General features: G+C 42.2%; 10 protein-coding genes. 5 read left to right on the forward strand and 5 right to left on the reverse strand.

Annotated elements, in window-relative coordinates; genetic code table 11:
* Nucleotides 1–16: 16 nt before the first annotated feature.
* The 3 genes from PNC201_RS12375 to pyrC form a co-directional block, all read right to left on the reverse strand.
* The gene (locus PNC201_RS12375) at nt 17–1,753 is read right to left on the reverse strand and encodes a DEAD/DEAH box helicase family protein (RefSeq protein ID WP_442793314.1); all 1,737 of its coding nucleotides are present in this window, start codon (nt 1,751–1,753) and stop codon (nt 17–19) included.
* A gap of 120 nt (nt 1,754–1,873) precedes the next feature.
* Nucleotides 1,874–2,179, reverse strand: coding sequence for an H-NS histone family protein (locus tag PNC201_RS12380; protein WP_010606613.1), 306 nt, complete (start codon nt 2,177–2,179; stop codon nt 1,874–1,876).
* Between the two features lie 167 nt (nt 2,180–2,346).
* Nucleotides 2,347–3,384, reverse strand: a complete 1,038-nt coding sequence (gene pyrC / locus PNC201_RS12385) for a dihydroorotase (protein WP_102057231.1) — start codon at nt 3,382–3,384, stop codon at nt 2,347–2,349.
* A 184-nt stretch (nt 3,385–3,568) separates the two neighbouring features.
* Here pyrC and PNC201_RS12390 point away from each other — a divergent pair, with 184 nt between their 5' ends.
* Nucleotides 3,569–5,929, forward strand: a complete 2,361-nt coding sequence (locus tag PNC201_RS12390) for a bifunctional diguanylate cyclase/phosphodiesterase (protein ID WP_102057232.1) — start codon at nt 3,569–3,571, stop codon at nt 5,927–5,929.
* 48 nt (nt 5,930–5,977) lie between these two features.
* On the opposite strand, the gene metE is transcribed toward PNC201_RS12390, so the two are convergent.
* Nucleotides 5,978–8,254, reverse strand: coding sequence for a 5-methyltetrahydropteroyltriglutamate--homocysteine S-methyltransferase (metE, locus tag PNC201_RS12395; protein WP_102057233.1), 2,277 nt, complete (start codon nt 8,252–8,254; stop codon nt 5,978–5,980).
* Nucleotides 8,255–8,543: 289 nt separating this feature from the next.
* On the opposite strand from metE, the gene PNC201_RS12400 reads away from it, so the two are divergent.
* From PNC201_RS12400 to PNC201_RS12410, 3 genes are all read left to right on the forward strand, one after another.
* Nucleotides 8,544–9,431 carry a LysR substrate-binding domain-containing protein gene (locus PNC201_RS12400; RefSeq protein ID WP_010606609.1) on the forward strand — a complete coding sequence of 296 codons (888 nt, stop codon included), beginning with the start codon at nt 8,544–8,546 and terminating at the stop codon, nt 9,429–9,431.
* Nucleotides 9,432–9,531: 100 nt separating this feature from the next.
* Entirely contained in the window at nt 9,532–10,296 is a 765-nt protein-coding gene (locus PNC201_RS12405) for a YdcF family protein (protein ID WP_102057234.1), read from the forward strand.
* Between the two features lie 145 nt (nt 10,297–10,441).
* Entirely contained in the window at nt 10,442–10,813 is a 372-nt protein-coding gene (locus tag PNC201_RS12410; protein WP_010606607.1) for a hypothetical protein, read from the forward strand.
* A gap of 59 nt (nt 10,814–10,872) precedes the next feature.
* On the opposite strand, the gene PNC201_RS12415 is transcribed toward PNC201_RS12410, so the two are convergent.
* Complete coding sequence (locus tag PNC201_RS12415; RefSeq protein ID WP_233525171.1) at nt 10,873–12,243, reverse strand: PepSY-associated TM helix domain-containing protein; 1,371 nt, start codon at nt 12,241–12,243, stop codon at nt 10,873–10,875.
* Nucleotides 12,244–12,561: 318 nt separating this feature from the next.
* Between PNC201_RS12415 and PNC201_RS12420 the strand changes: the two genes are divergently transcribed.
* Entirely contained in the window at nt 12,562–14,718 is a 2,157-nt protein-coding gene (locus PNC201_RS12420; RefSeq protein WP_102057235.1) for a TonB-dependent siderophore receptor, read from the forward strand.
* The last annotated feature ends 270 nt before the right edge of the window (nt 14,719–14,988 follow it).

Genomic DNA, 14,988 nt, shown 5'->3' on the forward strand with positions numbered 1-14,988 from the left:
ACTTGCTACAGAAAAGCTAACTTTTGTCGGCCTTTCTGTAGCTTCCTTGATAATCAAACAGCTTTTCAGAAACCTGCCAACCAAACTTCTTGTGTAATTTAGCAATCACAAAATCCGGTGCAATTAAGTCAGTATCTATCACTTCTTCAGCTGACTGCCATTGCGCAGGTGCCGATGTTGACTTTCTCCGCTTTGCAAATTGCTGGTGGAATATAAATAGGCTCTTTTGATTAGAAAAGTCATAGACTTCACTGCAACTTGCCCCATCCTCATCAAAGTAAGTAATTTTTAATTTATTGCCACCGAGTACTTCGCTACATAGCCCGCTACAGCGTAATACTATTGCATGTTTTAAATTCAGTGCCGCGCGCAGCTTATCATCTGGGTCTGCCATTACTGCGCCGCACTGATGACATTGCCTTGCAGCAATATCATTTTCTGCACCGCACTGCTCACATTCTTTAAACTTAAAACGATAATCACATTGCTGTGAGTGACCTTCATCGTCTTCAAGCAACCCCTGACAGCGCCTACCAAAATGCTCAATAAGCTTGCCTTGCTCGTCTACCTTGCCCCAGAAAATATTGGCAAAGCCACAACCAGGACACAGCACCTGTACGGGCTCATTGTCTGAATTAGGCTTTTTACTTCCCACTTCAGGTGCAAATAAGTCAAAGTCATTGCCAGCATAATCAATGACAAAGCAATCTTCTTTATTTTCGTCTAACCTAAGTCCTCTGCCTACAATCTGCTGATAGAGGCTCACGGACTCCGTGGGTCTCAAGATAGCGATAACATCAACATGGGGCGCGTCAAACCCGGTAGTCAGCACAGAAACATTCACTAAATACTTAATTTCTCTATTTTTGAACTGGACGATAAGTGCATCTCTCACGGCAGATTTGGTTTCACCCGTTATTAGCGCACTATATTGCTCAGGTAAATAGCCGAGAATTTCTTTTGCATGCATAACCGTCGCGGCAAAAATCATTACGCCGACCCTATTCTCACTTAGCGCTAGTAAGTGCGAGATAATGCTTTTTGTTGCACGGGTTTGAGCCTGTAATAATGTATTCATATCAGATTCTGAATAACGCCCAAACGAATCTGTACTTAAACTAGAAAAGTCATAATTTTCAACCGCTGGATCAATTTTTTTAGGTGGCGTTAGGTACGAGTTTTTTATCATATATCTGAGCGGCAGCTCATAAATACACCGCTTAAATGGTGATTCTGCTTTCCCCCTCACAAAACCGTGATAATGCTTATGATATATCCATCCCATACCCAAGCGATAAGGTGTTGCTGTTAAGCCCAGTAACTTTAATTCAGGATTAAATTCAGTCAGCTGGTTTAAAATTTGCTGATACTGACTATTATCATCACCACTTACTCGATGACATTCATCAATGATAACTAATGAATAGAATTGATTAAGTTGTGACAAATTTCGAGACAACGACTGCACACTGGCAAAAGTCACCTGATGCTGTAACGACTTTTCTTTTAATCCAGCAGAAAAAATGCTCGCTTGTAATCCATAGCTTTTATATTTTTGTGCATTTTGTTCTACAAGCTCTTTAACATGAGTCAACACTAATATTTTGTGCCTAGCAAGCCGTGCAAGCTCCGCAATAACTAAACTCTTTCCGGCGCCAGTAGGCAAAACAATTACTGCAGACTCGCTAGATTTACGAAAGTGGAGCAGTGTATTTTGTACCGCTTCCTGCTGATAAGGTCTTAAAACGTAAATAAGCGCCTCAGGGGATATATAATTAAGTCAAAAAAGGCGTACCTACTAAGGTACGCCTTTTATTTAAGCAATTTAAACAAAGGTTGTTCAATACCGAACCACCTTCATAATAAAGCCTTATTAGATTAGATAATCATCTAGGTTAACACCTTGGAATACTTTAGGTGTTTTACCACGGCCAGTCCACTCGATTACCTCACCGTCTTTTTCAATACGGTATTTTGCTTTTACTTTAGAACGACGGTCAGCTGACGTAGTGCCTACTAAATCATCAAGCGTAAGTCCTTTTTCTTTCAGCATAGCCAATACCTCTTCTTTAGCTTGCTGTTGTTCCTTTTGCTCGTCCAGTGCTTTTTGGATAAGCTCTAACGCTTTTTCTAAATCACCGTAGCTTGCATTTTTAATAAAAGACTTGATCTCACGCATTGATACTCTCTCAATTAAGCTTAGTTTTAATATTTATATTGAATACTATATTAAAATTAATAAAAAACAAATTGTATTCTGTGAATTTTAATTTTGTTACGAAAAAAGCGCCATAATAGCGCTTTCTAGTTAGGATTAAGAAGATTTAATTACATTTTGTTTAAATCTCATTCAACTTTCCAGTCAATAGTTGTACCCGCTTTAATCGGAACAACAGATCCTTCACCTAATTTGTATGCATCAGGCACTTGCCAAGGAGACTTAGTCAGCGTAATGGTATCTGTATTGCGTGGTAAGTCATAAAAGTCCGGACCAAAGTGACTCGCAAAGCCTTCTAATTTATCAAGCTCTCCCGCGTCTTCAAATGCTTCGGCGTATAGCTCTATTGCGGCATGTGCAGTGTATGCACCGGCACAGCCACATGCGGCTTCTTTTTTATCTTTCGCATGAGGGGCTGAATCAGTGCCCAAAAAGAATTTCTTACTTCCGCTTGTCGCCGCTTCAATTAGCGCTTGTTGATGTGTATTACGCTTTAAGATAGGTAAGCAATAATAGTGAGGGCGAATACCACCAGCCAACATATGATTGCGGTTATAAAGCAAGTGATGAGCAGTGATAGTTGCTGCAACGTTGTCAGGTGCTTGATTGACAAAATCAACGGCATCTTTTGTTGTGATATGTTCGAGTACGATTTTTAGCGCTGGAAAGTTATCAACGACTTTAGATAGCTTCGTCTCAAGGAATACTCTTTCTCTATCAAAAATATCAATAGATGAGTCCGTCACTTCACCGTGCACAAGCAGCAACATGCCAACTTCTTGCATCGCTTCAAGTGCTGGATACACGTTTTCAATATCCGTTACCCCCGACGCTGAGTTTGTCGTCGCACCGGCTGGATACAACTTAGCAGCAACGATATGACCGGTTGCTTTCGCTTTTTTTATTTCTTCAGGAGTAGTGTTATCCGTAAGGTACAACACCATTAGAGGCTGAAAGTTACCTTGAGGATTAGCGGCCATTATGCGGTCACGATAAGCCAAAGCAGTCTCTGTGCAAGTTGCTGGTGGGACCAGATTTGGCATGATAATCGCGCGGCCCATATAGCGACTAATATCTCTTACCGTATCGACCAATACATCACCATCACGTAGGTGCACATGCCAATCATCTGGTCGTGTAATCGTTAGCGTTTGTTTGCTCGTCATTGCTCTCTTCCACTGCTGAATTTGCCCGATCATAGGCTGCACATGGGTGTTAGTAAAGTTTTTCAGGCCAACCGCAGATTATTTCACTTTGTGAGTTTACTTTAGCGCGTTTTCATTTTTCACAATATTGGTAAATATGTACAATTTAAGTTAACTTAGTAGCATCTTTTCATGAGAAATATGTATGCTATCTGAGAACCAAAAATTAGAATCAAAAACTGAGCAGCTTAGCATCATTAACCAGTTTTCTTCGTCGCTGCTGCATCTAACCAAACTTGACGAATTATTTGAATACGTTACGACACAGGTTGTCAACCGACTGGGGTTTGTCGATTGTGTTATCTATCTCGCTGATCCTTACCAAGAATACCTAGAAGTCGCTGCAAGTATGGGCGTTTCCCATACTAATGGTGATTATCGTGTTGAACAAACCAAGATAAAGATTGGTTTAGGTATTACTGGTCAAGTAGCAACGACTAGAGCGCCCTTTATTTCTGGAAACGTCGCCGCTCACCCTATGTACATTGCTGATTTACGACCCGCCATGTCAGAGCTTTGTGTACCACTTGAGTATGACGGTCATTTAATCGGTGTGATTGACTGTGAGCATCCAGAGGCCGATTATTTTACCTCCGCGCATTTACAGATATTATCGACGGTCGCACATCTGCTCAGTGCCAAAATCCATCAGTTACGTACCTTAGAAAACCTCCAAACCACGATTGCCCAGTTACACCAAGCACAGAATTTAGAAAAGTCCCTGCTTAAAATTGCAAACATCACTTACCGCTTTGAGAACCTTGAAGCTTTTTATGATGACTTATATAAAATCATTGCCTCTCAGCTTTGCGCCGAGAACTTCTTTATCGGCCTTTATGATACTCAACAGGATATTTTAGAAATCGATTATTTGATTGAGGGAAGCGAAAAATGTAATGCACATCAAAAAGTATCAAAAGATCAGATTAAGCATACTGCATCCTACTATATTCTGAAGAACCAACGACCACTGCTGTGTGATAACAATCAATTTAGAATGCACATTACGCGGGGTGATTTTAAAATGGTGGGCCGCTCGCCGCGCTCTTGGTTAGGCGTACCATTTTTGGTTAATGATCAATATCAGGGCGTGATTGTACTGCAAAGCTACAATAACGACCAAGCTTTCGTGAATCATGATTTATCTATTTTGACTTATATAAGTCGCCAAGTCAGCATGGCCATAGACCGGCAGCTTTCACGGCAAGCGTTAGAGCATAGAGCCTTACATGACGATTTAACGGGTCTTGCCAATCGCTATTTATTGTTAGAGCGGATCAAGCATGCCATTTTGAGGCTTGCACGAATCGAGTCCTCTAATTTGCACTGCCTAATTTATCTGGATTTAGACAGATTTAAGAGCATTAATGACTCACTTGGCCACGATGTTGGTGACCATTTCTTGATTGCTATTGTCGAGATGATAAATGGCTGTATTCGCAAAACCGATACATTCGCGCGGCTCGGGGGTGATGAGTTTGCAATTTTTATGGAAAATGTCCAAGACAGGCAACAAGTCACTCTGCTACTTGATAGGATCACCACAGCAATAACCAAGCCCCTTCATATAGATGGTCATGTTCTGCAAGCTTCTGGCAGTATTGGCGTTGCGTTCACTGATAACGAGTCCGATAGCGCAATTAATTTACTGCAGCAAGCAGATGCCGCCATGTACGAAGCAAAATCTTCGGGTCGGGGTCAGGTCTGCTATTTTAATAATGCCATGCGCAAGCGCCTAAAACAGCAAGCCGATATTGAAAATGATCTGCAACATGGCATAAAAAACAATGAATTTGCGCTGTACTATCAGCCGATATTTTCTCTCACGACTGGCGCTATTGTGAGCTTTGAAGCCCTTGTCCGTTGGTTTCACCCCAAAAATGGTCTCGTCTCTCCAGATGCTTTTATTCCAATTGCAGAGCAAACCGGACAGATCATTGAACTTGACTTACATTTGTTGGAATTAGCAGCCAAACAACTCAAACGTTGGAAAGCGCAAAAGCTGCCGAAAACTCGCGTTACGGTAAATGTTTCATCGCGACATTTCGCAAGCTTAGAGTTCGTAGATACAATTCAGCAACTTTATCATCATTATGAGCTTACACCTGGCTCTTTATGTTTGGAAATCACAGAATCTGGATTAATAGCAAACTTAGCCCTCGCAACCAAAATTATTCAAGGATTAGAATCCCTTGGAGTGAAGCTTTATCTTGACGACTTTGGCACTGGTTACTCTGCTTTAGGTTATTTGCACCAGCTCCCCATTCATGTGCTTAAAATTGATAAGAGCTTTATTGACCAACTAACTGAAAGAGAAAACCCCCTAGTTGATGCGATTTTGAAGCTTGCACAATCACTTAACCTGACCGTTGTCGCTGAAGGTATCGAGCTCGAAACCCAGTGGCAGCTATTAAAGCAAAAAGGTTGTCAGTTTGGCCAAGGTTATATTGTTTCTAAACCACTCGCCGCAGATCAAGCGATGGCATTTTTACTGAGTAGAAACTAGCAAATACCTCATTGTTTATAAACAATGAGGTGTTTGAACCGGTTTAGTTTAACTTCTACCTAATTCGCTTCTAAGCTCCTTGGTTGCTGCCACCATATTCTCAAGTGCAGCCCGGGTTTCTGTCCATCCTCGGGTTTTAAGCCCACAATCAGGATTCACCCATAATCTTTCTACTGGGATTTTCTTCGCTGCTTTGTGAATTAAATCTTTTATCCATACCACCTCAGGTACGTTTGGCGTGTGAATATCATAAACGCCAGGCCCGATGTCATTGGGGTAGTCAAAATCTTCAAAGGCGTCGAGTAAGGTCATATTTGAACGTGACGTTTCAATTGTGATCACGTCCGCATCCATATCCGCTATGGCGGCGATAATATCGTTAAACTCCGAATAACACATATGCGTATGGATCTGTGTTTCGTCATTCACACCACTTGCAGATACCCTAAACGCATATGCCGCCCACGCTAAGTAAGTTTTCCACTGACTGGCTTTGAGTGGCATCCCCTCTCTAAATGCAGGCTCATCGATTTGGATCACCTTAATCCCTGCATTTTGCAAATCCACTACTTCATCTCTCAGTGCTAAAGCTATTTGATTCGCGATGCTCGGCTTGTCTAAGTCATCTCTGACAAACGACCAAAATAAAATAGTCACCGGCCCTGTTAGCATGCCCTTCATCGGTTTTTTGGTTAAGCTCTGTGCATAACTCGTCCACTTCACTGTCATTGGTGCTGCACGCGAGACATCTCCCCAGATCACAGGGGGTTTAACACAGCGCGACCCATAACTTTGCACCCAACCAAACTGCGTAAAGGCAAAACCTTCGAGTAATTCACCAAAATACTCAACCATATCATTGCGCTCTGCTTCGCCATGTACAAGCACATCTAAGTTAAGCGCTTCTTGTTCTTCAACGGCATAACGGATCTCAGCTTCCATCTGGCTTTGATAAGCATCAGTACTCAACGTACCCGCTTTATAATCACGTCGCGCCTTACGAATAGCTTGGGTTTGTGGGAAAGAGCCTATCGTTGTGGTTGGCAATAAGGGTAAATTTAGCGATTGTGCTTGTTTTTTAATTCTGGTTGCGAATTCACTCGTGCGTTGACCGTCTTTTGCTGTAAGCGCTGAAACACGCTGCTGCACCTCATTATTATTCACTCGAGTAGAAGTCAAACGCGCTTTTACAGGCTTAGAATATTCGACCAACTGGGTAATATCACGCTGCTCCAATGCATTTTTCAATAATGCCAGCTCTTGCCCTTTTTGTTTGGCAAATGCGAGCCAAGACTTTAACTCACTATCAAGCTTTTGCTCTTGCTCTAAGTCGACTGGCGTATGTAATAATGAGCACGAAGGAGCGAGCCAGAGATTATCACCGCGACGTTCATGAACCAGAGCAAGTTGCTGATATACACCTTCGAGATCCGAGCGCCAAATGTTACGACCATTCACAATCCCGAGAGACAGTACGCTATCTTGCCCAACTACTTCCTCTAACGCAGCCAAGTCGTAGTTTGCCGTTACGCAGTCAAAATGCACGCCTTCTACGGGGTAAGATTGAATATCTTCAACATGCGCTTGTACGGAGTCAAAATAACTGGCCAACAACACTTTTACTCCTTGGCCACTCAACGCATCAAAACTCCGGCGCAGCGCGTTACGATAAGCATCGTCGATTTCCAGTGCTAAAATAGGTTCATCAATTTGTACCCACTCAACACCTTGAGCTGCAAGCTTGGCAAGTACCTGCTGATATACAGCCAATAACTTATCTAATAAAACTAATTTATCAAACTCTTGGCCAACACATTTAGCTAAGTAGAGATAGGTTACCGGGCCGACCAAGACGGGTTTTGCTCGGTAGCCAAGTAATTGTGCTTCCTCTACTTGAATGAATAACTCAGTCCAAGTCAGAGCAAACTCCTGTGTTTGAGTTAGCTCAGGGACGATGTAATGATAATTGGTGTTGAACCATTTTGTCATTTCACTTGCAGCACACGCACAGCCGCTTGGTGCTCGCCCTCTGCCAATCCGAAACAAAGTATCGAGATTTACAGACTCATCATTTTTGTGACGACTAGGAATAGCGCCGACAAGTAATGAAATATTCAACACGTGATCATACCAAGCAAAATCGCCGACAGGGAGAAGGTCAACACCAGCATCGGCTTGCAATGCCCAATTTTCTGCACGAATGCGCTTTCCTTCCGCGATTAAGTCGTCTTGCGTTAAGTCCCCTGACCAATAGCGCTCTACTGCAAATTTAAGTTCACGTTTTTTGCCTACGCGTGGAAAACCCAAATTATGTGTTAATGCCATGATTTTAATTCCGTCTAGATGTATGGATGTCTAAATTTAATTATCATAATCAAAAACAACAATTGATGCTTTTTCAGATTTCATATGAATAAAATTAATTTGTAATTTTTTGCAAAATTTTTACAGAAGTAGTGACAACGCTGTCATTTTTAGTGTTATAGTGGATTTGTGAATTTTTGAACAATTCACCGTAGGTATTTAGACGTCTAGACATTGATAATAACTAAATAGAATCGTAATATTGAGTAATGCTGAGATTTGCTCACTTCAAATATGAGAATTGTTGATAATGATTGATATAAAGCACCTAAAGACTATCTCCACCTTGAAAGAAACTGGTTCTCTTGTGAATACAGCACGAGAGCTATTCCTGACTCAATCCGCTTTATCTCATCAGATCAAAGATCTAGAGAACAAACTCGACTGCCAACTATTCGAGCGCAAGACCCAACCGGTACGCTTTACCCCTCAAGGCATGTTGCTATTAGAGCTCGCCAATGATGTATTGCCTAAAGTTGAAGCAACAAAGTGTCGTTTGAAGGAAAGCCTTAACCAGCCCATCTCACAACTCAGATTAAGCGTGGAATGTCATGCTTGTTTTCACTGGTTGCTGCCAACGATTAAAGAATTCAATACCTTTTGGCCTGACATTAAAGTCGATTACGAACGAGGCTTTAGCTATGATGCGATTCCTGACCTTATTGAAGATGAGCTGGACTTAGTGCTTACTTCGGACATTCGAGAACCAGAACAGCTCGAATACGCGCATCTTTTTGACTTTAAATTAAAGTTAATCGTTGCACCAGATCACGAATTGGCCAAGAAGGCCTATGTCACAGCACTCGACCTAAAAGATGAAACCATCATTTCTTACCCTATTCCTCGCGAGCGTCAGGACATATTTAAGCACTTTATTCAAAATGCACGCTTTGATGGTACGCTAAAAACCGTCGATCAAGGTTTATTAATCTTCCAACTTGTGAGTGCAGGTATGGGGGTTGCGGCATTACCAGACTGGTTGGTCACACCGTATGAAAGCCAAGGGCTGATTAAATCGATTCCTCTAGGCGCTCTTGGGCTAAATCGTCCAATGTATTTAGCAATGAAGAAAAGCATGAAAGATAACCCTGTTTATCGCCATTTCCTCAATACTTGCCGTAAAACCACGGCAAGATAGTTGACTGGGCTCTTTTTGAGCCCTAATTGTTATACATTTCTACAGCTCCCATCTCATGCTAGCATTGCGTCAGGCTTATCTAAATCTAAGGCATGTTTAAATGTTTGAAGTCAAAAAGGTTATCGGTCAACTTCTGATGCCGTTACCGTTATCTTTGGTTGCACTTATGGGGCTCATGTTTTTTATCGCCAAAACACGCAAAGGGTCGTATATCGCAGTCTGGTTGGTCCTACTAACTACTTGGAGCATATCCACTCCTTATGTCGCGCAACACATTATCGAGTGGGATAAGGGCACGCTCACCGCATTCAATCCAAGCAGGCACAAAAACATAGACAGAATTGTTGTGCTTGGTTGTAATTTATACCCCGATGATTCCCTCCCCAGTAATGCTCAATTAGGTAGTTGCGGTTTAGCTCGACTAGTTGAAGGCATTAGACTTGCTAATATTTACCCAAAAGCCCAGCTGTATGTTTCTGGTTATGGCTATGGCAACGCAACAAGCGCAGGACTCATGGCTAAAACTGCACAGAGCTTAGGTATTTCCGCTACCCGTATCAAGCAAAACCACAATGCCAAAGACACCGCAGACGAAGCGAAAATGCTCGCGCCCGTTTTGGTAGATTATGATGTTGCACTTGTCACGTCAGCTTCGCACATGAAACGCGCAAAAAACCTATTTGAAGCACAAGGCGTTGAAGTATTCCCTGCCCCGACAGAGTTTTATAATTTTAAGTCACTCCCATTAAGTCGGCAGTTTATCGCAAATGATAAGGCGCTAGATATAGTCACTCGAATTTGGCATGAACAAGTTGGTAGTATGTGGATCACGATACGTCGCATTATCGACCCTGAAGCACTTTAAGCGTCGAAAAAGGCATCAAAACCAGGCTAAAGTTCGATAAATTGGCGCTGAAAAACGTAAAAAATTGAAAATTTGCGCAAATATGGGTATAAATAGAGTTTAATCTTAACCCGCGTATCCGCGTACAACACGACTAGGATCTACGATGAGTAAACTAGATAAAACTGAAGTACTAAGCGCTTTCGAAGCTGCGTACGAAGCTGCACATGGCAAAAAGCCTGAAATCACTGCAAAGCCAGGTTGGTATAGCATCGATGGTGGCAAAAACATGCGTCTTGCTGAGGTAGCTGAATTAACAGAAGAGCTAACTTCAGGGTCAGCTGTAGCAAGTGAGACAACGCAGGCGCCTGCCAAAAAAGCGAAAACGACTAAGAAAGCGCCGAAGGCAGCAGCTGTAAAATCAGCAAGCTTTACTATCGTTACAGAAAACGAAGATGGCTTCAAAGCGGAAGAACAGTGGATTGCTGAACTAGCAGCAAAAGATCACGACTGTCGCTTACCTCGTGGTGTTGTGTAAGCACAGTTTCATGAGTGAAGAAACCTCGCAGCTGCGAGGTTTTTTTTGGTCTGCAACAATCAATACCGATTCAACCTGAGCGAAGAAGAGCTATTTTTATGACGTAAATTGAGCAGGGCGGCGCTCCAAACCAGGATAATCAAGCAAGTTAGTGACACCCAGCCTAATAAAAAAGTCAACGAAGCAAGCGGCAATTCCGGCCACTTTCCTGCCATACCATAACCCGCAATTGTGCGATGGGCGTAAAAACAAATACATAAGACCAATCCGAAACTCAACGCTAGTGATACCATTACACCTCGGTACTCATCTTTGCGGCGCAATTTAAACTGCCGCTTGATATACATGTAAGTACCACTGAGAACCAAAAATGAGAGCACAACCCCAAATATAAACCACAGTATCTTCCCCCATATCCCCGCAAAATTGCCAAAATGTAGAGGGTCTGCGGTGTCGGATAATCGCCAATATAGCCCTTGGCTCGATGCTGTTTGGCTATAAACAACTTCCCCCGTGTAAGGGTTGACATAGATCTTGTTTGCCCTATCCCGAACTATCCAATCCTGCGATTGTCCTTCAGCATAAAAATAACCCCCAGAATAGCGAATAGCTTTCACCTCAAGATCGGGTCTCGTCGCTTTTACTATTGCGAATAATTCCACAACAGACAATTGTGGTTTATCCTGTCTCGGCAGTTCTGCCAAGGGATTAACGGCAAAATCCCCAACATCAGTATAAGCTGTTTTACCATCGACCATATCCATTCGTACAAACTCAAATAGATACCAGATACTCGTAAGCGAAATAACAACCGCAAGCCATAAGCCCCACGCCCCACTTATTTTATGCATACTTGCCATTTTGGCACGTGCATCCCCGCTAAACGTAAATACAAATAACTTTTTCCACCAGAGGCGATATACATAATGCGCACTCACGGTCGAAATACACAAAGGAACTGCAAAGATAAGCACAAGATAGTATGAAATGATGCTGTCAAACACGCCGAAAAAATGCATGTGGAAATCGCGAAAAAAGCGCTGAATATTAAAAAAACTACTTTCACCTTGGATAGCTCCTGAAAGTGGATCGACATAAACGTGTTGCCAAGGACTATCAGGCATCCGCATCACGATATCATACGAAAAATAGGTATCAGGACCTGTAAAGGCAATCCCTATTCGGGCGTCAGGATACGCCTTTTGTACCATCTCGTAAGCTGCTGCTAAGCTTATGTTTGATTGCCCGTCTACTGCCCTCACCTGATCGTTGAATAGCCAATCTAGTTCGTGGGCAATACTCGCAAACGCGCCAGTCCAGCATATTATGAACAGCAACACCCCAAACCACACGCCACTCAAACTATGCCAGTTGAACCATTGTTTTGCCGTCATGGACCACCCAATAGCGAAGACATAAAACGACTTCACTTCCTTGCCTTGTATTAATATTCAAACATAGATAAGCCCCTGTGACAGCGCTATCCAACCTAATTGACATCCCACCTAACAATCAGATCCTAACAACTATGAGATTTGGGTAAGCCATTATTTTTGCAATAATTCATTTTTTGCATTACCCCTTATAGTAACAAAAAGAATTATCATTTAGAATTGAAAATAATTTCTGTTTTCAGTTAGAACTATTCAAAAGCTTGGTTCAATCTCAGAAAAATAGCTCCTACATATCATAGGAACTTTCATCTTTATCTCTTGTGACGAAAAAACAATTTAGGAAAGGAAACACCCATGCAAACCAAAGCGCATCAATCTACAGCACTAGCTCTGATGTTATCACTCCTTTATTTTTCTCCAAATGCGGCAGCAAAAGCCGAGCGCGACAATATTGAACGGATCAGTGTTGTAGGCCAGCCAATCAAGCGTAACTCGGGTCCAACAGGACTTGACCTTACCATTAAAGAAACCCCCCAGTCTGTTACCGTGTTAAGCCACGACTACATAAAAGACTTCGAACTGAATGACCTTGAGGACATCATGGTACAGGCAACAGGTATCTCAAGATACAAATTTGGCGCGGGTGATAATACTGAGTTTACTTCTCGTGGGTATCTCGTCAATGCATTGGTTAAAGATGGCTTACCGACCTCAATTGCTGGACCACAAGAGAGTCGCTTAGACACTATTGTCTATGACCGAGTAGAGGTTCTTCGGGGCGCTGCGGGGTTAATGGCGGGTGCAGGACAACCATCGGCAACCTTAAATGTCATCACAAAACAACCAGACCGAGGTGGATTTGTTAAAGTTGGTGCCGAGATTGGCTCTTGGAATAAAGTGCGTACACACATAGATGCAACAGGCTCCCTAACGAAAGATGAAGCATTGGCCGGACGAGTTATTCTTGCCTATGAGGAAAGAGATAGCTTTGTCGACAAAGAAAATAGTAATAAGATCGTCGCATACACCCAGTTGCATCATTATTTTTCTGAAGATACCGAAGCCTCTTTTAGTGTTCATTATCAAGACAATGAACTGAAACTATCACCGTGGGGATTACCCATTTTTTACTCTGATGGTAGTTCCGTTGAAATAGACAAGAAAACAAATTTATCATCGCCAGATAGTCACAACGGCAATACCCACCAAAGTTATCATTTAAAATTATCTCACCAAATCAATTTAGATTGGGAACTTAACTTTGGCGCACAATACAGTAAAACAGAAGCTGACATTACCTTGACCTACTTTAGTGGTAACCCAGACAAAGAAACAGGCCTTGGCCTTCAAGGCGGTGACAGACGCTGGGTTGAAACGGTTGATGGGACTAATTTTATTTTGGGACTGGTTGGTCGGTTTGAGTTATTTGACCGCGCACATCAGGTGAATATCACCTATTTAAATGCCGATTTTGAGTCCACAGACGATCGCTTCGAAGAGCTGGATGAAAACGCGAGAACAGTATTTTATCCACTCCAATCGATTAATAACCTTCACCCAGCCGCTCATTTAACTGCGACAGATAAGCAATTTATTGGCTATTGGGACAAAACGACGAAAGAACAGAGTATTGCACTCAGCAGTAAGTTAACGTTAACGGATGACCTTCATGCCATTGTTGGTGTCAAATTTTTTGATTATGAACGTACCAATGAACGTGACTTTGCTTGGAGCGGGTTCTCAAGCGACAAAGGTGAAGAAACGGGTGAGAGCTTATACTTAGGGCTGGTTTACAATCTCAATGACCAGATCAGTACGTATGCAAGTTATACCGATGCTTATGAGCCGCAACTGGATAAAGTGGATGCCAATTTAAATCAATTAGCACCAATCACCGCTCGGAACTTAGAAGTCGGCATTAAAACCACACTTTGGGATGATAAGCTACGTCTAAACGTCGCTTACTTTGATAGTTTAAAGGAAGACTTCGGTGTTGTTATCCCCGAATATGCAGACGAAAGACCTGCTAGGTATCGACCCGTAGATGGTGCAGAAGCTGATGGATTTGAAGTTGAATTAGAAGCAAAACTGACTGATGATTGGCAAGTAAACTTTGGTTACAGTGATTTTGATGTTGTCGATGAGCATGGCGAAGATATTAACTTGTATGCACCAAGACAAACGCTCAATGCGAGCACCAAGTATACTTATGGGGCTTGGCGATTAGGGCTAAATGCAACTTGGGATACGGACAGAAAAGTCGATATTTTAAACGTCCCGGGTGTTGACCTTGGACTTCCAACAGGTGGTCGTCGGGGCGCTGTGCGCGCAGAGCAAGATAGCCAGCTTTTACTAAATGCGCACGTCAAATATCAATTATCTAGCCAGCTGAGCGTTAAACTGAATATCAGTAATCTCACAGATGAAAGCTATTACGATACATACGGTTTCGTGCCGAAAAAGTACAGCGAGCCTAGAGCATACAATTTAAGTATGGAATATCTGTTTTAACGTAAAGCACTATGCAAATGCTGTGGCGTGATAGGGTTACAACGCCTTTAAACTTAGCTGCAGCAGCAAAATGCCTATAATACCAATTGAATTAATTCTCTAATCAATTTGAAGGGTGAAATAGCATATTAGCTTCGTTAAAAATTTCTCATTTAGAACAACTAAATAGCAAAATTTTTGCCTTGCTACTAAAGCTATTTCCCCGCTTCAAGATAGATCATTTACTTAATACAACTGGTATAAATAAAGCGCGGGTTTCTGACTAGAAAC

Source organism: Pseudoalteromonas sp. NC201 (assembly GCF_002850255.1).
In the GTDB taxonomy this organism is placed as follows: Bacteria; Pseudomonadota; Gammaproteobacteria; order Enterobacterales; family Alteromonadaceae; genus Pseudoalteromonas.